Origin of the sequence: Sagittula sp. NFXS13, from assembly GCF_040148795.1 — a bacterium.
Classification (GTDB): domain Bacteria; phylum Pseudomonadota; class Alphaproteobacteria; order Rhodobacterales; family Rhodobacteraceae; genus Sagittula; species Sagittula marina.
In genome coordinates this window covers 561,739-584,461 of sequence record NZ_JAGEMH010000001.1, presented here as the reverse complement: position 1 = coordinate 584,461, position 22,723 = coordinate 561,739, and the positions used below count along the sequence as shown (strand labels likewise).

Below are 22,723 nucleotides of genomic sequence, written 5' to 3'. Positions count from 1 at the left end.
ATGGCACCCGGGTCCAGATCTGGCTCAACTGCGCGCCGGGTTCAACCGGTACGACGTTCACCCCATGCGGTCAGAGCTGTAGGAGCCGGGCGATGCCGGGAAAACCACGGTCTTGTCACCGTTGAGGAACACGCGCCGTCGCGCATGGGCATGCACGGCCCGCGCCAGGACCTGCGCCTCGACATCGCGACCCAGCGACACATAATCGCTTGCTGATTGCGCATGGGTGACGCGCACCGTGTCCTGCTCGATGATCGGGCCTTCGTCGAGGTCGGCGGTCACGTAGTGCGAGGTCGCGCCGATCAGTTTCACACCACGCTCGTAGGCTTGTTTGTAAGGGTTCGCGCCTTTGAAGGACGGCAGGAACGAGTGGTGGATGTTGATGATCCGACCGGACATTTTCTGGCACATGGTGTCGCTGAGGATCTGCATGTAGCGCGCCAGCACGATGAGGTCGGCCTCGGCATCCTCGACCACCTGCAGGATGCGCGCCTCGGCCTCCGCCTTGTTTTGCTTGGTCACGGGAATGCAGTGGAACGGAATGTCCGAATTCACCACGACCTTTTGATAATCCATGTGGTTGGAAATCACGGCCACGATTTCGATCGGCAGCGCGCCGATGCGGGTGCGGTACAGCAGATCGTTCAGGCAGTGGCCAAAACGGCTCACCATCACCACGACCTTCATCTTCGCCGTCTCATCATGGAAAGCATAGTCCATGGAGAATTCGCCACCCACGTCTGCCATATCGGTGGTTAGCTGGTCCAGCGTTGCTCCGGTCTCGGAGTTGAAGCTGACGCGCATAAAGAACTGGCCCGTGCCGAGGTCGTCATACTGCGCGCTGTCGGTTATGTTGCAGCCATGATTGGCCAGAAAAGCGGACACCGCAGCGACGATGCCACGGGTCGAGGGACAGGCTACGGTCAGGGCGTAACGGGTCATGGGAGGGTCTCCGGTCAGGGGCGCGCGGGCGCGCAACGGTCATTGAATGATGCGGTAGCAGCGAGACAGAGCCTTGAATATGCCGCCGTCCTCCCGGTTGGCCGTCTTTTCAACTTTGTTCGCAACAATCGCTTACTGGCTGCATACCATCGGAAACCTGCGCGTCCCTCGCGGCGCAAAACGACTTCCTCAGCACGGAATCCGACCGCGACAAGATTCCTTTCACCGACCGGCACACCATACCCCGGCTGACAGGGGCACGCGGCGGCGTGTTTACTGCTGCGCTCGCCCATTGGCTCAGTCGGCCTCACCCGCCGTCCACGGCTCCAGTTCCACCGCAAATTCCGCGCCGCCCTCCACATTCGCGCCCCGGATCTTGCCGCCAAAGCTCTGCACCAGACCATAGGAAATCGACAGCCCCAACCCCATGCCATCGCCCACCTCCTTGGTGGAATAAAATGGCTCAAAGACCTTTTCCGGATCAGCGATCCCGGGCCCGCTGTCACGCACCTGAACCACCAAACGCTCCCCGGTTTCCACGCGGAGGGTCAGATGCTTCACGGGCTGACCCGCCATGGCATCGGCGGCGTTGTTGATGAGATTTACAAACACCTGCCCCAGCCGCACTTCGCCCGCGCGCACGTGAATATCCTCCGCCGGTGGTTGCCAGTCCAGCGTCACCCCATCCGCGACCAGACGCGCTTCGGTAAGATCGACCGCCTGCCCAATCACCGCCAGCAAATCGACGCGCGTCATCGGCTCGCTTTCGCCTTGGGCAAAGGCGCGCAGGTTCTTGATGATCCGTGCCGCGCGCGCTGCAAGGTCCGCAATACGTGACAGGTTCTCGCCCGCGCGTTCCGGTTTGCCCCGGTTCAGAAAGGCCTCGCCGTTTTCAGCGAATTGGCGGATTGCCATCAATGGCTGGTTCAATTCATGGCTGATGCCCGCCGACATCTGACCCAAGGCAGACAGCTTGCCCGCCTGCACCAGATCCGCCTGCGCCCGACGCAGCGCGTCTTCGGCATCTTCGCGTTCCACCACCTCGCGGCGCAGGGCAGCGTTAACCCCTTCCAGCTCCCGCGTCCGCGCCCGGACACGGCCCTCCAGCTGCGTATTGGCCAGCGCCAGTGCCCGCCGCCGTGCGCCAAGCGTCCAGAGCACCGCGCCAAACCCGAGGCACAGCGCCGCAACAACAACAGCCTGTAACGCCGCGATCTGCCGCGCGGGCCTGACGTCGATCAGCGCCTCGCCCATCATACCGATCACCGGAAGATTCTGTGTCAGATGCAGCGCACGAGGCGGCACGTAATCGCTCCAGCTCTGGTGCCAGATCTCGTAGCCCGCCACCATGCGCGCCTCCAACCCTTGGGGAGCCCCCTGCCCGTTCACGGGTTTCACGCCGTCCAGTTTCCAGAACATCATTTCCGAGCGATTGGTCACGATCACGCGGCCCGCTTCGGTGGTGAAAAAAACCGATGGCCGCGACCCGCGCCACGCGCCTTCGATGCCTTCCAGATCCACGACCATGACCAGCACACCGCGCACCCGCCCGTCCGGACCAAACGCAGGCGCCGCATGGGAATAGATGCGCGCACCGCTCTGCGGGTCCAGGCCGTAGCTCGCCCCAAGCGCCCCGCGCGTCGCCCGCGCAAACCATGGCTGCGCCGTCAGCGAACGCGGCACCTGCGGTTCGGAGGACGCCAGAACCCGCCCCTCGACGTCGGCATAAAACGCAAGGATCGCGCCTGTCCGGTCTGCCCCGTTCAGCAAAACACGCTCCGCCTGCGCGACATCACCGCCCGCATGCAACGCTTCCAAAGCGGGATGATCCGACAGCAAGACCGCGGTGGCACGATATCGCAGCAATCCCGTGACCAAACGGTCCGAGGCCAGCGCCAGATCAGCCCGCCCGCGCGCCGCCACCTGTCCTATGGCCTGCGCGTAGCCGTATCCAAAGACCACCCACGACAGCAGCGCAACGGCCAGCAAAAATGCAGGCACGGCCCAAGCCCTGCCCCTCAACACGGGTCCCGTGCCTGTGTCCCCCTGCAACATCGCATCTTTCATGGTGGCCAACCTATCAACCCCTTGCCAGCGAAGCCAAGCCTGTGTCACCTCGCGCCATGTTGCGTCTTTCCCAATCCCCCACCGATCCCGCCTTTGTCCAGGACCCGTATCCGTTCTACGACCGCCTTCGCGCGGGCGGAGACATGGCCTTTTGGACAGAATACGACATGCCCTGTGCCGTATCGCACCGCGCCGTGTCATCGCTGCTGCGTGACCGCCGCTTTGGCCGCGAAATCCCGCCGGAGCTGGCACAGCCGATTCCCGACCACCTCGTCGCGTTTTACAGCATCGAGTCGCATTCCATGCTGGAGCTGGAGCCGCCGCGCCACACCCGCTTGCGGGGCTTGGTCACGCGGGCCTTCACCTCGCGCCGGGTCGCGGCGCTGGAGCCGGACATCGCCCGCCGGACCCATGCATTGATCGACGCCCTGCCCGAAGAGACAGCCGATCTTATCCCGACGCTCTGCCAACCGCTGCCTGTCGAGGTCATCTGCACTCTGCTCGGTGTGCCCGACAGCCATGCACGCGACCTGCTGCGCTGGTCAAATGCCATGGTCGCCATTTACCAGGCCCGCCGCGACCGCGCAGTCGAAGACGCCGCAAGCGCCGCCGCCGCCGAGTTCACGGCCTTCCTCACCGACCTGATCGCCCATCGCCGCAAACGCCCCACCGACGACCTGCTGACCCATCTCATCGCCGCCGAAGAAGAAGGCGATCGTCTTTCGACCGAGGAACTGATCGCGACGGTCGTCCTGCTGCTGAATGCCGGCCACGAAGCAACGGTGCACACCCTGGGCAACGGCCTTGCCCGATTGCTGGCAGATGGGCATCGCGTGTCCCCGGAAAATGCCGTGCAAACGGTCGAAGAAATCCTGCGCCATGATCCACCGCTGCACATGTTCACGCGCTACGCCTACGAGGACGTGACCGTCTTCGATCACAGCTTCAAACGTGGCGATCAGGTTGCCCTTCTGCTTGGCGCGGCGAACCGGGATCCCGACCTCTGGCCCGATCCTCATCGGTTTGATCCCACCCGGACCGCGCAGCAAAACACCAGTTTCGGGGCGGGTCTGCACTTCTGCGTCGGCGCGCCTCTGGCCCGGCTCGAGCTGACCACCGCGCTCCCCATTCTGTTTGACCGCCTGCCGGACCTACGCCTGGCCAAAGCGCCAAGCTACGCCAATCTATACCACTTCCACGGCCTTGAGGCGCTGCATGTGACCTACTAGAGCCGAGGCCGAAACCACCCCTTCGCCGCTTCTTCGCTGCAAAACACTCCCGCCGGAGGCAGGTGGCGCGCGCAGCCGCGCCCAAATGCCACCCGCGCGGCAGCGCGGCCCGGCTCACAAAGGCAGCGCAACGGTGGTCTTGATCTCCTCCATGGACAAAAGCGCCGTCACATTGTGCACCTTCACCTCGGATATCAGCGCCTGGTAAAACGCATCATAGGCCCGCGCGTTCTTCACCCGCACCTTCAGAATGTAATCAATGTCCCCGGCCAGCCGGTGCGCCTCCTGCACCTCCGGACGTTCCTGCAAGGCTGTCAGGAACTTGCGCTGCCAGTCGGCCTCGTGCTCAGACGTTCGGATCAGGACAAAGAAACAGGCCTCGAACCCAAGCGCCTCGGCATCCAGCAACACAGTGTGCTGGCCGATGATCCCTGCCTCGCGCATCTTGCGAATCCGGTTCCACACCGGGGTTTTGCTCGACCCCACAGCCTTGGCGATCTCGTCCAGCGACTGACTTGCATCGCGTTGCAGTTCCACAAGGATTTTCCGGTCGGTGTCGTCGATCTTCATCCGATGTTCCTGATTTGCGCCGTGAGGGGAATATTCCTCCATTTCCCCACAAGGACAAGAACAAACTTCCTTATTGCGCCAGACCCATAGCCCAAAACCGGGACAATATCCTATATATAGGCAAGCAATCAGAGGTCACATCATGCGCCACTTCCCGATCTTTCTCGCGCTGAGCAACCGTGCCGTCGTGCTGTCCGGCGGCGGGGACGCGGCTTTGGCAAAACTGCGTCTTTTGCTTAAAACAGAAGCCGCTTTGCATGTTTACGCCCCCGATCCCGCGCCGGAAATCATCGCTTGGGACGCTGAGGGCCGGCTGAGCCTGCACCGCCGTCCGATGGAAGCCTGCGACCTGATTGGTGCCGCCCTGGTCTATGCGGCTGACGAAGACGATGCGCAGGACGCGCGCACGAAGCGTCTGGCGCATGGCGCGGGCGTCCTTTTGAACGTGGTCGACAACCTCGAAGACAGCCAGTTCATCACGCCCGCCATCGTCGACCGTGATCCTGTCACCGTCGCAATCGGCACCGAGGGTGCGGCCCCCGTGCTTGCCCGCGCGATCAAGGCCCACCTTGAGGAACACCTCCCCGCTGGCACAGGGACGCTGGCTCGCATCGGTCAGGGGTTCCGCAAGATGGCGGAAAAGCTACCGTTCGGTCGGGCGCGCCGTGATTTCTGGCAGGACTATTATTTCAACGCAGGCCCGCGCGCCCTGCCCCAAGGCGAAGCGGCCGTACAGGAATCGCTCGACACGCTGCTCGACGATCACCTGACACGCAAGGAACGGGCGGGCTTCGTGGCCTTTGTCGGGTCCGGCCCTGGCGACCCCGACCTTCTGACGCTGAAAGCCCGCCGCAAACTCGATGAGGCCGATGTGGTGCTTTACGACCGGCTTGCGCCCAAGGCGATCCTTGAATTGGCGCGCCGCGAAGCCATCATGATCGACGTCGGCAAGATCGGATTTGGTCCCTCGACCCCCCAGGAGCACATCAACGCCCTGTTGGTAGAGCACGCGCAAAACGGCTCTCAAATCGTTCGGCTCAAGGGCGGTGACCCGACCCTTTTCGCGCGTCTGGACGAGGAAATCGACGCGCTGACCGATCACGGGATCGGATACGAAATCGTGCCCGGTCTCACCGCCGCATCCGCCGCCGCTGCCGCCATCGGTCAAAGCCTGACCAAACGTGGTCGCAACCAGCAGGTGCGCCTGCTCACCGCGCATGACACCGACGGCTTTGCAGATCACGACTGGCGCACGCTTGCGGCACCCGGTCAGATCGCCGCGATCTACATGGGCAAGCGCGCCGCGCGCTTTATCCAGGGCCGCCTGCTGATGCATTCCGCCGCGCCGGATACGCCGGTCACCGTGGTGTCCAACGCCTCGCGCGCCGACCAGCATGTGCTGGAGACCTCGCTCGCCACCCTTTCCGCCGATCTGGACCGCTGTCCTGATGGCCCCGCGCTCATTCTGTATGGCCTCGCTCCGCGCGACGCCCTGCCCACCGTCCAGCATCTTCGCAAACAGGAGGTTTCCTGATGCCCCGCCCCTTTACCCCCAAAGTCGTCACGGCCAACGCGCTCATGTCCGGCGAGGTGGTTTACCTGTCCGCCGATGACCAATGGACCCCGCGCCTGACCGAGGCCGAAGTGCTCACCGACGAAGCGCACGCGCAGCTGCGTCTGGTCGAAGCTTCCGCGCGCCAGTCGGAAATCGTCGGCGTCTACCTCGCGGACATGGCCCCCACCGATACCGGTCCGGAGCCTGTGCATTTTCGCGAGGAATTCCGCCGCACCGGCCCGTCCAACTACGCTCACGGCAAACAAGTCGACCTCTGAACGGCAGCCGCATCTGCTGATGTGCGCCACCTGAAAGGACACTCATGTACACCTATTCTGACTTCGACGCCGCCTTTGTGGCAGAGCGCAACCGCCAGTTCCGCCAGCAGGTCGAACGCCGCATCGACGGATCCCTGACCGAGGACGAGTTCAAACCCTTCCGCCTGATGAACGGTCTGTATCTACAGCTGCACGCCTACATGCTGCGCGTGGCCATCCCCTACGGCACGCTGCGGTCCGAACAGATGGAGATGCTCGCCCATCTGGCAGAGACCTATGACAAGGGCTACGGCCACTTCACCACGCGGCAGAACATCCAGTACAACTGGCCAGAGCTGGGCGACATCCCGAACATGCTCGACGATCTGGCAAAGGTCGAGATGCACGCCATCCAGACCTCCGGCAACACGATCCGCAACGTGACCGCCGACCACTTTGCCGGGGCCGCCGCCGACGAGGTCGCCGACCCCCGGCCCGTGGCCGAGATGATCCGCCAGTGGTCGACCGATCACCCGGAATTTCAGGCGTTGCCGCGCAAGTTCAAGATCGCCGTGACCGGTGCTCAGGCCGACCGCGCTGTCATCCGGGCGCATGACATCGGTCTGCGCCTGCACGAGCAAAACGGCGAGCTGGGCGCAGAGGTCATCGTTGGCGGGGGCCTTGGCCGCACGCCCATGATCGGCAAGACCATTGCCGAATGGGTCAGCCTCGAGGACCTGCCCGCCTATCTGGAATCCGTGGTGTCGGTCTGGAACCTGCTGGGCCGCCGCGACAACAAGTACAAGTCACGCATCAAGATCACCGTGCACGAGCATGGCATCGACGACATCCGGGCCCGTGTCGCGGACCGCTACGAGCTGGTGCGCCCGGCCTACAGCGGCGCGCATATGGACCTTTACCATCAGATCGCCGCGCAGTTCGGCAGCCCGGCGTTCCGCAACGTGCCCACCGATGCCTATGCCGCGGCCTACAAGGCGGACCCGGTGTTCCGCTCCTGGGCCGACACCAATCTGTCGGCGCACAAGGTCGACGGCTACACGATCGTTCAGATCTCGCTCAAGGCGCATGGCGAAACCCCCGGCGACGCCAGTGCCGAGCAGATGCGCGCCATGGCCCGGATCGCCCGCGACTATGGTCATGACGAGCTGCGCATCAGCCATGAACAAAACGTCGTCTTGCCGCATGTGCACACCTCCGACCTGCCCGCCGTTCACGACATTCTCAAGGCGCACGGGCTGGCCACAGCCAACATCGGTCTGATCTCGGACATCATCGCCTGCCCCGGCATGGACTATTGCGCGCTGGCCACCGCCCGCTCCATCCCGATCGCGCAGGAAATCGCCACGCGCTTTGACGAGCTGAAGCTGGAGCATGAGATCGGCGAGCTGAAGATCAAGATCTCCGGCTGCATCAACGCCTGCGGCCACCACCACGTGGGCCACATCGGCATTCTTGGTCTCGACCGTGCTGGCGTCGAGAACTATCAGGTCACGCTGGGCGGCGATCACACGGAAACGCTGGCGCTTGGTGACCGCACCGGCCCCGGCTTCTCCGCCGAGGAGATTGTTCCCGCGATGGAGCGCATCGTGGACACCTACCTCACGCACCGTGACGGCCCCGAAGAAACCTTCTTGCAGGCCTACCGCCGACTTGGCATGGACCCGTTCAAGACGGCGCTCTACGGCGAGCAACCGTCAAAGCGGACAAAGGCCGCCTGAGCCATGACTGTGATGGAACATACCCTGCCGGACGGGGGCACCCGCCCTCCCGATCCCGCCGAGCTGGAGGCAAAGCGCGCCCGCGTCGCCACGCTGAACGCCCGCTACCGCCACCACTCGGCCACCGCTGTGCTGCAAGGCGCACTGCGCGACCCGGAGGCCGGGAAGATCGCCATGGTCTCCTCCTTCGGGGCAGAATCCGTCGCGCTGCTGCATCTCGTTGCGATGGTCGACCGCAAGACGCCGGTGCTGTTCATCGACACGCGTTTGCTGTTTGCCGAGACCCTGACCTATCAGCAGGACGTGGCAGAGCGGCTGCACCTCGAAGACCTGCGCATCTTGCGCACCGATCAGGCTTTGGTGGACAAGACCGATCCGTACACGGCCCTGAACATGACCGATCAGGACCGCTGCTGCACCCTGCGCAAGACTGTGCCGCTGGAGGCTGCTCTGCAGGGATTTGACGGCTGGATCACCGGGCGCAAGCGTTACCAGTCGCCGACCCGTGCCAATATGGAGTTCTTCGAGCTCGAAGAGGCCACCGGCCGGATCAAGGTCAACCCGCTCGCCCATTGGGGGCCCGACGACGTGCGCGCCTACATGGAGGAAAACCGCCTGCCCAAGCATCCTCTTGTGGCACAAGGTTACCCTTCGATCGGCTGCGCGCCCTGCACCTCCAAGGTCGCACCGGGCGAAGACCCCCGCGCAGGCCGCTGGCGCGGTCAGGACAAGGTCGAATGCGGCATCCACTTCGGCGCCGACGGCAAGGCCTCCCGCAGCGCTTCCTAACATGGGGTTCTCGCCCTACCGACCCTGAACAAGGACCCGACACCATGACGATCATCGTCCGCGACGACGGCTTTCACGCCGATGACCAGACCGACTTTCTCGACCTCGCCTCCGACACCGATCCGGCCACGCTGGACCCGTCGCTGGCCGAGAACATCCGCATCGCCTTCCCGTCCTCCGCCGACGGTCGCGGTTTTTCACTGGCGCGCATCCTGCGGCTTCAGGGCTTCACCGGGCGGCTGCGGGCCGCAGGCCACGTGCTCTCCGACCAATACACCATGGCGCGGCGCTGCGGCTTTGACGAGGTGGAGATCTCAGACGAGCTTGCAGACCGCCAGCCCGCCGAACAATGGTTGTTCCGTGCCGATTGGCGGGCGCATGACTATCAAGCCCGGATGCGCGGTTAGCCACATCCCGGGCGCGACACGCGACCTGCTTTCCCCTGACCCAGATCAAAGCTAGACATGAGGCGTCGGTTCAAAACACCGGCGAGAGGACACTATGACCGAGACAGTTGTGACAGACGCAAAACCCGCACCCGCGAAAAAAGCCGTTCCCGACACACAGACCGTCACCGCGGTCAAGCACTGGACCGACCGGCTGTTCAGCTTCCGCTGCACCCGGCCTTCGTCGTTGCGCTTCCGCTCCGGCGAATTCGTGATGATCGGCCTGATGACGACGGACGAAAAGACGGGCCGCGAAAAGCCGCTGCTGCGGGCCTACTCCATCGCCTCGCCGTCTTGGGACGAGGAGCTGGAGTTCTACTCGATCAAGGTCGAGGACGGCCCACTCACCTCCCGCCTTCAGCACATCAAGGTCGGCGACAAGATCGTCCTGCGCCCGAAACCTGTCGGCACGCTGGTTCATGACGCCCTGCTGCCCGGCAAGCGCCTGTGGTTCTTTGCCACCGGCACCGGCTTCGCCCCCTTCGCCTCGCTGCTGCGCGAACCGCAGACCTATGAGGATTACGACGAAATCGTCATCACCCACACCTGCCGCGAAGTGGGGGAGCTGACCTACGGCCGCGAGCTGATCGAGGGCCTCAAGGACGACGAGCTTCTCAACGAGGTGATTGGCGACGGCTTCTGGAAGAAGATCAAATACTACCCGACCACCACCCGGGAAGAATCGCCCAAGATGGGCCGCATCACCGATCTGATGCGCTCGGGCGAGGCGTTTCGTGACCTGGATGTCGCGCCGCTGAACCCCGAAAGTGACCGCGCCATGATTTGTGGTAACCTCGCCTTCAATCTCGAACTCAAGGAGATGTTCGAGGAGTACGGCCTGAAGGAAGGCGCGAATTCCGACCCGCAGCACTACGTTGTGGAAAAGGCCTTCCTGGACTGATCCACACGCCTCGGTGCGTTTACAGGGCCGTGCCTTCGGGTGCGGCCCTTTGCGTTTGTGACCCCGCTTGAAGGTACCCCCGAGGTACCCTCACCAGAGCCTACGAAAAAGGCCGCGCAGTCCAGCGCGGCCTTCTGTCGTCGCAAGGCCCGAAAGCGCCTTACTGTTCGTCGAGACCAAGAAGCGTTCTGATCTGCTCCAGCGCCACTTGCGTGAGATCCGGATTGTCCTGCACCGTTTTCAGCGCGGCCTGACTGGCAACCTTGGTTTGCAGATCCAGATCCGCACTTTCAATGTAAGCGACCAAAGCCTCGTAATCGAAGCCATCGACGGTGAGCAGCTCGTCCAGATCAATGGTGGCGGTGTCGACCTCTGGCTCTGGCACCTCGGTCACTTCGGCCTCTGCGCCAGCCTCCGCTCCGCTATTGGCCGCAAGGTCAGCCGCCTCTTCCGCTTGCAGCGCGGCATTGGCGGCCTCCTTGGCAGCAAGGCCGGCCTCCGCTGCTGCATCTGCCGCCATGTCCACCGCTTCCGCCGTGGCCGCAGCGGTGTCATTGACCGCCAGGGCACCCGTCGCCGTCGTGTCTTCGCTCGCCTCCGCTGCAACGCCGACCGCTTCGGCGGCCGCATCGACCGCTGCATTTGCTGCTTTTGTGGCCATCAAAGCGGCCTCCTCGGCCGCATCGCCCGCGCTTTCGGCAATTTCAGAGGCGGCTTGATCCGCAGTATCGGCGTCATCGGCCACTGCAATCTCCACCGTCTCCTCGCCGTCCGAAGCAACTTCGGATGTGCCTTCCGCGACCTGTGTCGCGCGGCCCTTGGCCGCTTTTTCCGCAGAGCGGGCCGCGCTGGTCGCAGCCTTCGCCGCAGTCTCGGCCGCTTCGGCAGCCTTCTCGGCGGCGGCTTCCGATGTTTCCACTGCCGTGGCGGACGCATCGCTGACGGCCTCGGCGGTGGCATCTGTCATATCATCAGCGGCGCTCAACGCCTCCTCCGCGGTGGTCTCGGTGGCAGACGCCACGCTCGCGGCAGAGTCCGCCGCCAAATCCGCCGCGTCGGCTGCCATATCGGCAGCGCCTGCTGCGGCCTCGGAGGCCTCTTGCGCGGTCTCGACACCAGCCTCGGCAGCCATTTCGGCGGCGGTTTTCACCGCTTCCTCGGCAGCCGATCCCGCCTGGGATGCAGCTGCGGCGGCTGTCCGGGCGGCATCTGTGGCCGCCTCGGCAGCTTTGGCGGTGGCTTCTGCTGCTGCGGCAGCGGCCTCGGTTCCAGACCCCACGGCGGCATCCGCCGCCACAGATGCCGCGTTGACCGCCTCTTCTGCTGCGCCTTCAGCCGCCTGGGCCGCCTGCGAGGCCGCGTCGGAGGCAAACATCGCCGCCTCACCCGCAGCTTCCGACGCCGCGCCTGCCGCGCCTTCCGCAGCTTCGATCGCATCATCCACCGCGTCGCGCGCCGCGCCCACGGCGTTGTCGGCCGCGTCCTGGGTGGCGGCCAGTGCCTCTGCTGCGGCATCCGTCACCGCCTGCGCTGCCGCCTCCACCGCCTCACTGGTCTCGGCGGCGGCATCCTGCGCCAACTGCGCTGCGGCATCAGCGCTCTCTTCGGCGGTGGCCGCGATCTGTTCGGCCTCTTCGCTTACCGTATCGGTCGCCTGATCGACCGATGCCGTCACCGTGTCCTGTGCCTCGTCCGCCTGTTGTCCTGTTGCAAAGAAATAAGCGCCAATCGCAACCACAGCCACGATGGCGGCCAGGATTTTCTTGTCCATGACGATGCCCCTTATGATGAATTGATTTACGACGCAGCAGCACGCCCGCCTTCGGTGTGCCGCCGCGATGCAGCAATCGCAAGCAAAAACAGCCCAAAACGCCCTGTTATATGGTCAATTGGCGCTTGAAAGACGGGCCGTCCAAGTCTACCTTGACGCCCTGAGATGAAATACAAGATGGAGCATTCCAATAGCCCGCAGACCTCATAACGCGCCGCCCACCCGTGACACTGGCCCTCGTGTAAACGATCGCATTCGCGCTCCTGAAATCCGCCTTATCGGCGCTGAAGGCGAGAATGTCGGCGTCGTAACGCCCCAACGCGCGATGGAAATGGCAGAGCAAGCCGGCCTTGATCTCGTCGAGATTTCGCCGAATGCGACCCCGCCCGTGTGCAAGATCATGGACTTCGGCAAGTTCAAGTATGAACAGCAGAAGCGTGAATCCGAGGCCCGCAAGAAGCAGAAGATCATCGAAGTCAAAGAGGTCAAGTTCCGTCCTGGCACTGACATCCACGACTACGAAGTCAAGATGCGTAACGTCATCAAATTCCTTGAGAATGGGGATAAGGTGAAGGTCACGCTGCGCTTCCGTGGACGCGAAATGGCGCACCAGAACCTTGGCCGCGAGCTGCTTGAACGCGTGGCAGAGGACGTCAAGGAACTCGGCAAGGTCGAGAACATGCCGAAGATGGAAGGCCGCCAGATGGTCATGATGATCGGCCCCGCGCCGGCGAAGTAAGCCCATCGTAAACGACGCACACGGCCCGCCCCACCCGGCGGGCCTTTTGCATGTCCGACGCTTGCCAATGGCCGACCTCCAAAATACGGTTTCCTGGAACAAACCAATGGATCCGCCATGCAGCCTCTCGACTGGAACGCCAAGTTCGACCGCCCTGATTACCTGTATGGCACCGCGCCCGTCGCCTTCCTCAATGACAACGCCGGGATGATTCCTCCTGCGACGAAAACGCTTTCAGTGGCTGAGGGCGAAGGGCGCAACGCAGTCTTTCTCGCCGAACGTGGGTGTGAGGTGACCGCCTTTGATGGCGCGTCCAACGCGCTGGAAAAGGCCACGCGTCTTGCATCGGACCGTGGCGTGACCTTGCAGTTGCACGAGGCCGACATCGCCACTTGGGACTGGCAGCCGGAAACCTATGACCTCGTTGTGGCCATCCACTGGCAATTCACGCCACCGGCTTTGCGAGATCAGGTTTTCGCCGGGATAAAGCGCACGTTGAAACCCGGAGGGCGCCTGATGTTGTCCGGCTTCAGCGTCACACAACTGAAATTCTCCAGCGGCGGCCCGCGCCATCCAGATCACCTCTACACGCCAGAGCTGTTGACCAACGCCTTTGCCGATATGCACATATTGCGTTGCGCCGAATACGAAAAACAGCTCTCTTCCGGAGCAGGCCACACAGGGCGCAGTGCGCTGGTCGATCTGATCGCAGACAAGCTCAGGTAGAAAACTCGGAACTTCGCCGCAACACGTCGCGTTTCCCTTTGGTTAACCATAATATAACCCGAGGGACATTCCATGCAGACACTCGCAGAAAAGCTGCGGCTGAGAACCGACCCGACCATCTTTTTCACCTCCGCAGGCTTTACGCTGGTCTTCGTCGTGGCCCTCGTGATTTTCCCCGGTCCGATCGGAGAGGCCTTTGCCGCAGGCCGTGCATGGATCGTGACGAACCTTGGGTGGTTCTTCATCCTCGGCGTCAATGTCTGGCTGTTCTTTCTCATATGGGTCGCCGCATCCCGCCACGGGCACATCCGCCTCGGCCGCAAGGGCTCCCGGCCCGAGTATACAAACCTCAGCTGGTTCACGATGCTCTTTGCCGGGGGCATCGGCACCGTTTTGATGTTCTGGGGCGTGGCAGAGCCGATTTCGCATTTCTCCAACCCACCTCTTCCGGGGATCGAACCCTATTCGGAGGCCGCGGCCCAGGACGCCATATCCATCGCGATCTACCACCTCGGCCTGCACACCTGGACGATCTTCACCCTGCCCGGTCTGGCCTTCGCCTATTTCATCAATCGCTATGAACTGCCGGTGCGCGTGTCCTCGGTCTTCTATCCCCTCTTGCGCGAGGGGATCCATGGCGCCGTGGGCAAGGCCATCGACATCGCTTCCATCCTTGGCACCTTGTTTGGCGTGGCCGTCTCTTTGGGTCTCGGCTCCAGCCAGATTGCCGCCGGTCTCGACGCGCTCTTTGGCACCGGTGACGGGCCTTGGGTTCAGGTGATGATCCTCGCGGTGCTGACCGGTGTGGCCGTGACCTCCATCGTGGTGGGCCTCGACAAGGGGGTGAAATTTCTGTCCAACCTCAACATCGGCATGGCCGTCGGGCTCATGATCTTTGTGCTGGTCTTCGGCTCCACGCTGTTCCTGCTGCGCGGCATCGTGGAAACCTTCGGTCTGTACATTGAAAATCTGCCGCGCCTCGCATTCTGGAACGACATGCTCGCCGACAACAATCCCGATACGGACGGCTGGGGCTGGCAAGGCGGATGGACCGTGTTCTACTGGGCATGGACGGTGACGTGGTCACCCTTCATCGGTCTTTTCGTGGCACGCATCTCACGCGGTCGCACGATCCGGGAGTTCGTTTTCGGCGTGCTCATGGCCCCGTCGCTGTTTACCCTGATCTGGTTCGCAATCTTCGGCTGGCAGGCGATGGAATTCGACGGCATCGGTGCAGGCGCACGCGCGGCACTGGGCGATCAGGCAGGCCAGATTTCTGCTGCCGTGGCGGAAAGCGTGCCGCTCGCCATGTTCGCCTTCCTCGAAGGGTTCCCCATGGCCACCTTCGTCCAGGGCTTCGCTGTGATCATCGTGGCGATCTTCTTCGCCACATCCTCGGACTCGGCGTCGCTTGTCGTCGACATGCTCTGCACCGGACAGCCCACTCCAGGACCCGTGCATCAACGGGTGTTCTGGGGCTTGGCCGAAGGGCTGGTGGCTGCCATGTTGATCCTGCTCGCCGGCGAGGCAGGCCTGTCAGCGTTGCAACAGGTCATCACCGTGGTCGGCCTGCCGATTTTCCTTTTGGTCTGCATGATGATCCCCTCGCTGATGCGCGGCCTCGCCATGGAAGACATTGACCACATCACCATCGGCCTGCGGCCCGAGCTGAGCGAATTCCACCGCGACGCCAAGGAGACCTCCGCCGAATAAACGACCTGCGGCCGCGCTCCCTTAGCGCGGCCGCTTTCCTGTTGCCAAGATCTGCCAATCCCAAAACATACGGGCGTAGCGCCGGATTACGCCTCGCGCAGGCGTCCGCGCACCGGGATCTCCTTGAGCAACCCGCCAACTCCCATGCGGGCCACATCGCCCGGCGTCAGGTCAACACCGCAGAGCATCCGCTCCAGGACCCAATCGGCCCCGTTCAAGGCGGGCGACCGCGCGCACCCCGGCAGACCGATGACTGGCCGTCCCCCCAATGTCCCGAAAAACAACAGGTTACCCGGATCGACCGGCATCCCGAAATGCACCACCTGACCACCAGCGGCCCGCAAAGCCTGTGGCGCCACGTCCGCCACGTCCGAGGTCGCAGACCCCGTCAGGATCAGAACCACGTCGGCGTCCGTGCCACGGATCGCCTCGGCCAAGGCGCTGATCTCATGCGGCACGACCTGAACCGGACCCAGCGCCACGCCCAGGCGATCCAGACGCTCCGCCGTGACGGCCTGCCCCTTGGCGCCATCGTCATCGCCGGACACAGAGGTCTGGATCAGCTGCGCCTGCTGTGCCACCACGGGCCGCAGCCGCAGCGCGCTCTGCCCGGCATGGCAGGCCGCGTCCAAAGCCGCCTCCCTCACCGCGTAGGAAATGATCTTGACCGTCGCCACCATGGACCGCGGGCCAACGCGCTGCCACTCTGGCACGGTGGCCACCGTGATCATCGGATCGACCGCGTTTAGCGCCTGAATGCGCTCGGCCAGGACCTCGATCACGCCGGGGGCCTCGGCGTGGATGTTCACCCGCCCGGTGGATGCGCGGCCCAGCCGCAGTCCCGCGCGGCCTGCATCAGGGACCAGGGCCTGCGCCAATCGCTCCGCCGCCACGTCCTCGGACAGGTCTCCCGGCTCCAACCTGGCGGCCATGACCGACTGCAACCCCGCGGAGCGCAGCGCCGCCACATCGTCCGGCCCGAGCACGATCCCCTTCTTCAGCTTGCCGCCGGGCACCTGCTGCGAATTGGCCAGAACCGCGCCCTCCGCCGCGTCCAATGCCACATCCCCAAAGATCATGCGCCTTTCCTCAACACCCGCGTCATCTCCGCTATGATCGACACCGCGATCTCCGCCGGGCCAGCGGCCCCGATGTCCAGCCCCACAGGCCCGTGGATGCGACCGATCTCCTCCGCCGTGAACCCGGCGGCCTCCAGACGGGTCTCGCGCTTGCCATGGGTCCGCGTGCTGCCAAGGGCACCGATATAAAACACCTCGGACCGCAACGCCTTTTCCAGCGCCGGATCGTCCAGCTTGGGATCATGTGTCAACAACACCAGCGCCGTGCGCGAGTCCAGACCCGCTGCCTCCACCGCCTCATCCGGCCAATCGTTCAGAATCTTTTCACCGGGAAAGCGCGCCTCGGAGCCGAATGTCTCGCGCGGGTCGATGATGATCGGATCGTAGCCTGCAATTCTGGCCATCGGCACCAACGCCTGCGCGATGTGCACCGCGCCCACCACCACCAGCCGCAGCGGCGGATTGTGCACGCCGATAAAGATGCGGCTGCCTTCGTCAAAACCAGACCGATCCATGCGAAACCGCTGGTTCAACGCCTCTGTCGCCTCGCCCTGCCCGATCAACGCCCGCGCCCCGCTGGCGAGGTCCGCCATATAGGCGACCGGCCGGCGTTCGGCCCGCGCGGCACACAGCTCCTCCAGCAACCCTTCGGGCAGCACCTTGCCCACCGGCTCTACCAGAACCCGGATCGTCCCGCCGCAGGCCAATCCCACGGCAAACGCATCGTCGTCCGAGACGCCGAATTCCAACTCGCGCGCGTCCCCGTCCGAAAGCGCCTCCAGCGCCTCCACGATGACCGCGCCTTCGACGCAGCCGCCGGACACCGACCCTTCGATCACGCCATCCCCGGAGATCGCAAGCTGCGACCCCACCCGGCGCGGCGCGGAGCCCCAGGTCTCCACCACCGTGGCCACAACCGCGCCTTTGCCCGCCTTGTGCCAGGCCAGGGCCTGCTCCGGAATGCCGTCGAACCGATCCATGCGCTTATCTCCTCTGAGGTTGCTCCGCTGACGCGGGTCCCTGTTGGCGTTGAACCTAAAGACAACCCGGACCAAGCACCACTGCACAAAAGTCGCCCGCGCGCCTCAGCGCTGCTGTGTCACGTCGTGCTGATAAAGCCAGTCAAACTGATGCAGCAGGCGATCCGGCGCCAGCCGACCGATCATGCCCAGCCCCAGATGCGCGACGCCGCGCACCACCGGATCGCTCAGATGGTATTTCCAGGCATTGCCGTTGGCGGCCTCGATCACCTTGACCACGCGCGCGCGTCGCAGTTGCTGGTAGCGCGCAAGATCGCCATCTGCGGCGGCCAGGGTCCAGGCGTCTTCCAGAGCCATGTTTGCCCCTTGCGCCAAAAACGGCAACGTCGGATGCGCCGCGTCCCCAAGCAGCGCCACCCCGTGGTCATGCCAGCGCGCCGCCACCGGATGCCGAAACAACCCCCACAGGCCGGGCGCTTCCACCGCGTCGAGCAATCCGCGCGCCTTGCCGGTAAACATGCGAAACGCGTGGCGCAGGTTGGCCGCATCATCCGTGTGGGCCCACCCTTCTTCGGCCCACTCACGACGCTCCTCCACCGCGACGAGGTTCACGAATTGCCCATCGCGCAGCGGATAGCTGACCATATGTCGCTTTGGCCCCATGTGAACCCAGGCCTGCGCCGGATGATCCACCACGTTGGGCACCACGGCCCGCCACGCCACCTGCCCGGTGAAAAACGGCTGGGCCGGTCCGTTCAGCACAGGCCGAGCAACCGAATGCAACCCGTCAGCTGCGACCACCTGGCTGGCCGTCATCTCGGCTCCGTCCTGCAAGATCACCCGCGACGGTGTGCCGGGTTCGATCTGCGCGACCTTCTGTGACAGGCGGATCTCGACGCCCGCCTCGCGCGCCGCATTCGCCAACAGCTCCACCAGATCGGCGCGATGGACAAAGCGGTAGGACTGCTGGTCGCCCAATCCCCCCACGTCCAGCCGCGTGACCTCGCGCCCGGACAGGCCGTCGCGAAGGCTCACCGCCTCGGCCCGGACACTGATCGCGCGAAACCGCTCTGCCAGCCCCAACGCTTCGAGCACGCGTAACCCGTTCGGGCTGATCTGTAGCCCGGCGCCCACTTCCCGGATCGCATCGGCCTGTTCCAGCACCACGACCGACGACGCGCCCCGCGCGCGCAGTGCAAGCGACACCGCAAGCCCGCCAATACCGCCGCCGACAACAATGGTATCTTCCATCATCTTCATCTCCCGACACGAAAACGCCGGGGAAAACCCCGGCGTAGTCCTTGCGATCGGCCCGCCGAGCAGGCCCCGCGCTGTTTCGGTTTCAGACCCGTAGGGGTCAGTCGTCGCGATGCACCTTCTCGCGGCGCTCGTGACGTTCTTGTGCTTCAAGGCTCATGGTCGCAATCGGGCGCGCGTCCAGCCGCTTCAGGCTGATCGGCTCACCGGTTACTTCGCAGTAGCCATATTCACCTTCGTCGATGCGACGCAGCGCGGCGTCGATCTTGTTCACCAGCTTGCGCTGTCGATCCCGCGTGCGCAACTCCAGCGCGCGGTCGGTTTCCTCGGACGCACGGTCATTCACGTCGGGTATGTTCCGCGTGCTGTCCTGCAATGTCTCGATGGTATCCCGGCTGTCCTCCAGCAGTTCCGACCTCCAGTTGAGCAGCTTGCGACGAAAGTACTCCGTCTGCCGCTCGTTCATGAAAGGTTCATCTTCTGCGGGACGATAGTCATCGGGCAAGAATGTTTCGGCCTTCATGTCCGCTCCCTCATCAACGCCAATATCTGCCATCACGAAATTCCCTAGATATCAGGCACCCCTACGGGCAGCACTTAAACAAATCAGTAGGCATTGTCACTACACTTTAGCATGGTCCAGACGGTCATTTCCCGCTCTGGATGAAACGATTTGTGAGCGATGCCGCGCAGCAGCGTGACGCCTCGACCGGCACAGCCTCTCCCTGCACCCTGTTAGCGCAATCACCGCCAACTGACCGGTAAGAACGCTCCCAAAACTTGCCCTATCCACACGCCCTGCGTGCAAGCCCATGCGAGCCTCAAATAGTTAAAATGCGACTCAACCCGCACAGTTTTGCGTCACACGATTAACCAGTTTGCACCCTTGGTCCCCCGGCGTCACATGGTCGCGCGCTTGCACCCCTTGGCACAGCCCGCTACCTCTGACCTTAACGAACAGGAGTGACCCATGCGCTTTGACGGCACAGACGACTATGTCTCAACCGACGACCTGACCATGGCCGTGAATGCGGCCATCACCCTTGAACGCCCGCTGCTGGTGAAGGGAGAGCCCGGCACCGGCAAGACAGAGCTTGCTCGCCAAGTGGCCAGCTCGCTTGGGGTTCGGATGATCGAATGGAACGTGAAATCCACGACGCGCGCACAGCAGGGTCTTTATGAATACGACGCCGTCAGCCGCCTGCGCGACAGCCAGCTTGGCGAGGAACGCGTGCATGACGTGTCCAACTACATCAAGAAGGGCAAACTCTGGCAGGCCTTTGAGGCCGGCGAAAAGGTTGTTCTGCTGATCGACGAAGTTGACAAGGCCGATATCGAGTTCCCCAACGACCTGTTGCAGGAGTTGGACAAGATGGAGTTTCACGTCTACGAAACTGGTGAGACCATTCGCGCCGAAACGCGCCCCATCGTCATCATCACCTCCAACAATGAAAAAGAGCTGCCCGACGCCTTTTTGCGGCGGTGCTTCTTTCACTATATCAAGTTTCCTGATGCAGAAACGCTGCGCCAGATCGTGCGCGTCCACTTCCCCGATATAAAGGACCAGCTTCTCACCGTGGCTCTGACGCAGTTCTTTGAAATGCGTGATCAGCCGGGGCTGAAGAAAAAGCCCTCCACTTCCGAAGTGCTCGATTGGCTGAAACTTCTGCTGGCAGAGGACCTCACGCCCGAAGATCTGAAACGCGACGGGGCCAACGCCCTGCCAAAGCTGCACGGTGCCCTGCTCAAGAACGAGCAGGACGTGCATTTGTTTGAACGCCTTGCCTTCATGGCCCGCCGCGAGCGGTAGACCACAGGCCGTGGCCCTCAGACCGGGGTTTTGCCCTCGGCCGCGGCCACGGTTTTCATCGCCTCTCGTGCGTCGCGCGTCATCACTTCGGCGGCGTCCGCCGATTTGCCCGCCGCGTTCTCGGCCAGATCACGCGAATGGCCCATGGCCGTCTGCATCATCAACTGCGTGGTGTTGATATATTGCGACCAAATCGCCTGCGAAAACTGGATCTGCGCCATCATCATCTGTTGTGGCAAAAACATCATTCTGGTCATGAGACATCTCCCCTTTAGGTAGATTGACGCACAAGGCGCGGCGGAAGTTCCGTCACAATGTGTCTGATCGCCAGAGGCCCCTTCACTCAGGCGAAATCTCCAGCATCCGCTGCTCCAGCGCCTTGCGCTGACGGCGCGACGAAATCTGTTCGGTCAGAATACGATCCGGCCTGAATGACAGGTTCGCGCTTTCGTCCCCCTCGATGGAAAAACTCTTGTGTGCGCCCAAGATGCGATGCGCCTGCTGGGCGGCGATGGCGACCGTGATTTCCACCTTCGTGCAGTTGTCCAGATCCAGATCCTGACCCAACCGATAGGCCGCCCGGCTGCACAGGTTGCGAAAGCTGCCCACATCCAGGGATTCCCCCGGCGCCAGTGGCCCTTGCAGGGTCTGCCCGCGAAACTCCTTGTCCACTGCCAGCGTATGCTCGGACCTGTCGCTCACAAGGCTGGCGACAGTCTTGTCGCCGTCCGTCAGCTTGACCTGCACGCCCACCACGTAGACCGCTTCCGACCCCATGTTGGCAATGATGCACCGGGCGTCACGCCCGTCCTGCACCGCACTGTCAATGTGGATCATCGCCCGGTTTGCGCGCTGAAAACTCATCAGGAAAACTTGCAGATAGCCGATCCAGACCAGCAACATCGCAATGTTCAGCAGCGTATTCAGTCCTGAGGAATTCGATACGACCCAATCCCACATGTCAGCCTCCTGTTGTCGTGCGTCATCACCCAACAAAACCAGGCGTGCAGAGGTTCCTGGGGCAAGCGGGATGCGGTGATGTCAGGCCGCGCTGTCCAGATCCTTGCGCATGGAGGCCATGCCACCGCGACGGCTCAGCTCCTCGTAGCCTGCCGCTTCGTAAATCCGTAGCGCCGCCGGATTGTCCAGCTCGCATTTCAGCGTCACGGTCAGTGCCCCCAGATCGCGTGCGGCCTCCTCGACCCACTGTACCATCAGATGCCCGGTGCCACCGCGCCATTCCTCGGCCACGAAAACATATGTCAGGTGACGCACCTCAGGCCCGACGCCCACCCGCAGGGCAAAGAACCCGACCTCTCGCCCCTGCCCGTCCAGCAGATAAAAGCTCTCGTCGTCCAGCTCCTGTAGCCATTTCTCCTGCCATTCGCGCGGATCGAACGGATGCCCGGCGCTGGGGTTCACCAGCAAAAGATCATCGGGATCGGACAGCAGCTCGATCAACGGGGTCAGGTCGCGCGCACGGTTCCGGCGCAGGGTCAGCTCGGTCATCTGGGCCTCCTTCGGGGCGGTCAGGGCGTGTTGCGCGCGTCCCACCACAGCATCATGCAACCACGCAACCCAGCCATCGGGCATAGGCGAGAAACCGCTTGCCTCGCAATCCGGGCCAATGGTCGTCGCCCTCATGGGCATCAGACGGACGATCTGAACGAAAACGCATAAGATCACGCGTTCCGGGGCATTGATTGCGCCGAACGCGAAATCGCCCAAGGTAGTCCAAAAGACGCCCCACAACATACCAACAGGCGCGAAAGCCAATTGATTTGGGCCACAACCCTTGGAGTGAAGCGCAGAATGCGCGCGCAGCGCCTAAGCTTCGCCGATGCGACACCTGCCAAACAGAGGCCGAAAGTCCATCGTTTCGAAAATATCCCCAAACTGAAACGTCCAGCTGACAATTGGCCAGTATGTCAAAAAGCCTCCGGTTGGTGAATCAACATGCCTTGGAACAGGAATCGCAACACCAAAAAGCGAGGGGCTGTTGGTGCCTAAAATTGGCCCCGAATTGTCGTAAATTTCCATGCGCGCTCCCGCCCAAACGCCTCAATTCGGACACTATCTGGGCGATTAAACAACCCTAAACAATGGCCGTTCAACCTATGAATGTTGCTTCTGTGCACAGGTTAACAAACTGT

Annotated in this window: 23 protein-coding genes; 11 read left to right on the top strand and 12 right to left on the bottom strand. The window is 63.1% G+C overall.

What is annotated here, in order from left to right:
* Positions 1-57 precede the first annotated feature (57 nt).
* Together purU and J4E08_RS02745 are read right to left on the bottom strand one after the other, a co-directional pair.
* Positions 58-942, bottom strand: a complete 885-nt coding sequence (gene purU, locus J4E08_RS02750) for a formyltetrahydrofolate deformylase (RefSeq protein WP_349537194.1) — start codon at positions 940-942, stop codon at positions 58-60.
* 297 nt (positions 943-1,239) lie between these two features.
* Positions 1,240-2,943 carry an ATP-binding protein gene (locus J4E08_RS02745; protein ID WP_349537193.1) on the bottom strand — a complete coding sequence of 568 codons (1,704 nt, stop codon included), beginning with the start codon at positions 2,941-2,943 and terminating at the stop codon, positions 1,240-1,242.
* A gap of 122 nt (positions 2,944-3,065) precedes the next feature.
* Between J4E08_RS02745 and J4E08_RS02740 the strand changes: the two genes are divergently transcribed.
* Complete coding sequence (locus J4E08_RS02740; protein WP_349537192.1) at positions 3,066-4,238, top strand: cytochrome P450; 1,173 nt, start codon at positions 3,066-3,068, stop codon at positions 4,236-4,238.
* Between the two features lie 114 nt (positions 4,239-4,352).
* Here J4E08_RS02740 and J4E08_RS02735 read toward each other — a convergent pair whose 3' ends face one another.
* A complete protein-coding gene (locus J4E08_RS02735) occupies positions 4,353-4,808 on the bottom strand; it encodes an Lrp/AsnC family transcriptional regulator (protein ID WP_183964347.1) in 456 nt (151 codons plus the stop codon).
* A 142-nt stretch (positions 4,809-4,950) separates the two neighbouring features.
* On the opposite strand from J4E08_RS02735, the gene cysG reads away from it, so the two are divergent.
* From cysG to J4E08_RS02705, 6 genes are all read left to right on the top strand, one after another.
* Positions 4,951-6,342, top strand: coding sequence for a siroheme synthase CysG (cysG, locus tag J4E08_RS02730; RefSeq protein WP_349537191.1), 1,392 nt, complete (start codon positions 4,951-4,953; stop codon positions 6,340-6,342).
* Positions 6,342-6,641 carry a DUF2849 domain-containing protein gene (locus J4E08_RS02725; RefSeq protein WP_183964343.1) on the top strand — a complete coding sequence of 100 codons (300 nt, stop codon included), beginning with the start codon at positions 6,342-6,344 and terminating at the stop codon, positions 6,639-6,641. The genes cysG and J4E08_RS02725 overlap by 1 nt, the downstream gene beginning before the upstream one ends.
* Positions 6,642-6,685: 44 nt before the next feature.
* Positions 6,686-8,359 carry a nitrite/sulfite reductase gene (locus tag J4E08_RS02720; RefSeq protein ID WP_349537190.1) on the top strand — a complete coding sequence of 558 codons (1,674 nt, stop codon included), beginning with the start codon at positions 6,686-6,688 and terminating at the stop codon, positions 8,357-8,359.
* A 3-nt stretch (positions 8,360-8,362) separates the two neighbouring features.
* Complete coding sequence (locus J4E08_RS02715; protein WP_183964338.1) at positions 8,363-9,148, top strand: phosphoadenylyl-sulfate reductase; 786 nt, start codon at positions 8,363-8,365, stop codon at positions 9,146-9,148.
* 44 nt (positions 9,149-9,192) lie between these two features.
* A complete protein-coding gene (locus J4E08_RS02710) occupies positions 9,193-9,555 on the top strand; it encodes a DUF934 domain-containing protein (protein WP_349537189.1) in 363 nt (120 codons plus the stop codon).
* 94 nt (positions 9,556-9,649) lie between these two features.
* Positions 9,650-10,495 carry a ferredoxin--NADP reductase gene (locus J4E08_RS02705; RefSeq protein ID WP_183964335.1) on the top strand — a complete coding sequence of 282 codons (846 nt, stop codon included), beginning with the start codon at positions 9,650-9,652 and terminating at the stop codon, positions 10,493-10,495.
* Between the two features lie 160 nt (positions 10,496-10,655).
* Here J4E08_RS02705 and J4E08_RS02700 read toward each other — a convergent pair whose 3' ends face one another.
* A complete protein-coding gene (locus J4E08_RS02700) occupies positions 10,656-12,266 on the bottom strand; it encodes a hypothetical protein (RefSeq protein ID WP_349537188.1) in 1,611 nt (536 codons plus the stop codon).
* 184 nt (positions 12,267-12,450) lie between these two features.
* Here J4E08_RS02700 and infC point away from each other — a divergent pair, with 184 nt between their 5' ends.
* From infC to J4E08_RS02685, 3 genes are all read left to right on the top strand, one after another.
* Complete coding sequence (gene infC / locus J4E08_RS02695; protein ID WP_425502966.1) at positions 12,451-13,005, top strand: translation initiation factor IF-3; 555 nt, start codon at positions 12,451-12,453, stop codon at positions 13,003-13,005.
* 117 nt (positions 13,006-13,122) lie between these two features.
* Positions 13,123-13,731, top strand: a complete 609-nt coding sequence (locus tag J4E08_RS02690) for a class I SAM-dependent methyltransferase (protein WP_349537187.1) — start codon at positions 13,123-13,125, stop codon at positions 13,729-13,731.
* A gap of 72 nt (positions 13,732-13,803) precedes the next feature.
* On the top strand, positions 13,804-15,444 hold the full coding sequence (locus tag J4E08_RS02685) for a BCCT family transporter (protein WP_349537186.1): 1,641 nt from the start codon (positions 13,804-13,806) through the stop codon (positions 15,442-15,444).
* 86 nt (positions 15,445-15,530) lie between these two features.
* Here the strand turns inward: J4E08_RS02685 and J4E08_RS02680 are convergent, their stop codons facing one another.
* The 4 genes from J4E08_RS02680 to dksA form a co-directional block, all read right to left on the bottom strand.
* Positions 15,531-16,523, bottom strand: coding sequence for a molybdopterin-binding protein (locus J4E08_RS02680; protein WP_349537185.1), 993 nt, complete (start codon positions 16,521-16,523; stop codon positions 15,531-15,533).
* Positions 16,520-17,503 carry an XdhC family protein gene (locus J4E08_RS02675; RefSeq protein WP_349537184.1) on the bottom strand — a complete coding sequence of 328 codons (984 nt, stop codon included), beginning with the start codon at positions 17,501-17,503 and terminating at the stop codon, positions 16,520-16,522. The genes J4E08_RS02680 and J4E08_RS02675 overlap by 4 nt, the downstream gene beginning before the upstream one ends.
* A gap of 105 nt (positions 17,504-17,608) precedes the next feature.
* Positions 17,609-18,757: an FAD-dependent monooxygenase gene (locus J4E08_RS02670; protein WP_502949233.1), complete on the bottom strand. Its 1,149-nt coding sequence runs from the start codon at positions 18,755-18,757 to the stop codon at positions 17,609-17,611.
* 103 nt (positions 18,758-18,860) lie between these two features.
* Positions 18,861-19,283 carry an RNA polymerase-binding protein DksA gene (dksA, locus tag J4E08_RS02665; RefSeq protein WP_183964936.1) on the bottom strand — a complete coding sequence of 141 codons (423 nt, stop codon included), beginning with the start codon at positions 19,281-19,283 and terminating at the stop codon, positions 18,861-18,863.
* Between the two features lie 447 nt (positions 19,284-19,730).
* Between dksA and J4E08_RS02660 the strand changes: the two genes are divergently transcribed.
* On the top strand, positions 19,731-20,570 hold the full coding sequence (locus J4E08_RS02660) for an AAA family ATPase (RefSeq protein ID WP_183964323.1): 840 nt from the start codon (positions 19,731-19,733) through the stop codon (positions 20,568-20,570).
* Between the two features lie 17 nt (positions 20,571-20,587).
* Here J4E08_RS02660 and J4E08_RS02655 read toward each other — a convergent pair whose 3' ends face one another.
* From J4E08_RS02655 to J4E08_RS02640, 4 genes are all read right to left on the bottom strand, one after another.
* Positions 20,588-20,827 carry a hypothetical protein gene (locus J4E08_RS02655; protein WP_349537183.1) on the bottom strand — a complete coding sequence of 80 codons (240 nt, stop codon included), beginning with the start codon at positions 20,825-20,827 and terminating at the stop codon, positions 20,588-20,590.
* 82 nt (positions 20,828-20,909) lie between these two features.
* Entirely contained in the window at positions 20,910-21,530 is a 621-nt protein-coding gene (locus J4E08_RS02650) for a hypothetical protein (protein ID WP_349537182.1), read from the bottom strand.
* A gap of 81 nt (positions 21,531-21,611) precedes the next feature.
* Positions 21,612-22,079, bottom strand: coding sequence for a GNAT family N-acetyltransferase (locus J4E08_RS02645; protein WP_183964317.1), 468 nt, complete (start codon positions 22,077-22,079; stop codon positions 21,612-21,614).
* A 318-nt stretch (positions 22,080-22,397) separates the two neighbouring features.
* Positions 22,398-22,610 (bottom strand): hypothetical protein, encoded by a 213-nt coding sequence (locus tag J4E08_RS02640; RefSeq protein ID WP_349537181.1) that lies wholly within the window; start codon positions 22,608-22,610, stop codon positions 22,398-22,400.
* Between the last annotated feature and the right edge of the window lie 113 nt (positions 22,611-22,723).

Bases quoted from the DNA above. Each gene is read 5' to 3' on its own strand.
- purU (WP_349537194.1), bottom strand. From the start codon at position 942: ATGACCCGTTACGCCCTGACCGTAGCCTGTCCCTCGACCCGTGGCATC.
- J4E08_RS02740 (WP_349537192.1), top strand. From the start codon at position 3,066: ATGTTGCGTCTTTCCCAATCCCCCACCGATCCCGCCTTTGTCCAGGAC.
- J4E08_RS02735 (WP_183964347.1), bottom strand. From the start codon at position 4,808: ATGAAGATCGACGACACCGACCGGAAAATCCTTGTGGAACTGCAACGC.
- cysG (WP_349537191.1), top strand. From the start codon at position 4,951: ATGCGCCACTTCCCGATCTTTCTCGCGCTGAGCAACCGTGCCGTCGTG.
- J4E08_RS02725 (WP_183964343.1), top strand. From the start codon at position 6,342: ATGCCCCGCCCCTTTACCCCCAAAGTCGTCACGGCCAACGCGCTCATG.
- J4E08_RS02720 (WP_349537190.1), top strand. From the start codon at position 6,686: ATGTACACCTATTCTGACTTCGACGCCGCCTTTGTGGCAGAGCGCAAC.
- J4E08_RS02715 (WP_183964338.1), top strand. From the start codon at position 8,363: ATGACTGTGATGGAACATACCCTGCCGGACGGGGGCACCCGCCCTCCC.
- J4E08_RS02710 (WP_349537189.1), top strand. From the start codon at position 9,193: ATGACGATCATCGTCCGCGACGACGGCTTTCACGCCGATGACCAGACC.
- J4E08_RS02705 (WP_183964335.1), top strand. From the start codon at position 9,650: ATGACCGAGACAGTTGTGACAGACGCAAAACCCGCACCCGCGAAAAAA.
- J4E08_RS02700 (WP_349537188.1), bottom strand. From the start codon at position 12,266: ATGGACAAGAAAATCCTGGCCGCCATCGTGGCTGTGGTTGCGATTGGC.
- J4E08_RS02690 (WP_349537187.1), top strand. From the start codon at position 13,123: ATGCAGCCTCTCGACTGGAACGCCAAGTTCGACCGCCCTGATTACCTG.
- J4E08_RS02685 (WP_349537186.1), top strand. From the start codon at position 13,804: ATGCAGACACTCGCAGAAAAGCTGCGGCTGAGAACCGACCCGACCATC.
- J4E08_RS02680 (WP_349537185.1), bottom strand. From the start codon at position 16,523: ATGATCTTTGGGGATGTGGCATTGGACGCGGCGGAGGGCGCGGTTCTG.
- J4E08_RS02675 (WP_349537184.1), bottom strand. From the start codon at position 17,503: ATGGATCGGTTCGACGGCATTCCGGAGCAGGCCCTGGCCTGGCACAAG.
- J4E08_RS02670 (WP_502949233.1), bottom strand. From the start codon at position 18,757: ATGATGGAAGATACCATTGTTGTCGGCGGCGGTATTGGCGGGCTTGCG.
- dksA (WP_183964936.1), bottom strand. From the start codon at position 19,283: ATGAAGGCCGAAACATTCTTGCCCGATGACTATCGTCCCGCAGAAGAT.
- J4E08_RS02660 (WP_183964323.1), top strand. From the start codon at position 19,731: ATGCGCTTTGACGGCACAGACGACTATGTCTCAACCGACGACCTGACC.
- J4E08_RS02655 (WP_349537183.1), bottom strand. From the start codon at position 20,827: ATGACCAGAATGATGTTTTTGCCACAACAGATGATGATGGCGCAGATC.
- J4E08_RS02650 (WP_349537182.1), bottom strand. From the start codon at position 21,530: ATGTGGGATTGGGTCGTATCGAATTCCTCAGGACTGAATACGCTGCTG.
- J4E08_RS02645 (WP_183964317.1), bottom strand. From the start codon at position 22,079: ATGACCGAGCTGACCCTGCGCCGGAACCGTGCGCGCGACCTGACCCCG.
- J4E08_RS02640 (WP_349537181.1), bottom strand. From the start codon at position 22,610: ATGGAAATTTACGACAATTCGGGGCCAATTTTAGGCACCAACAGCCCC.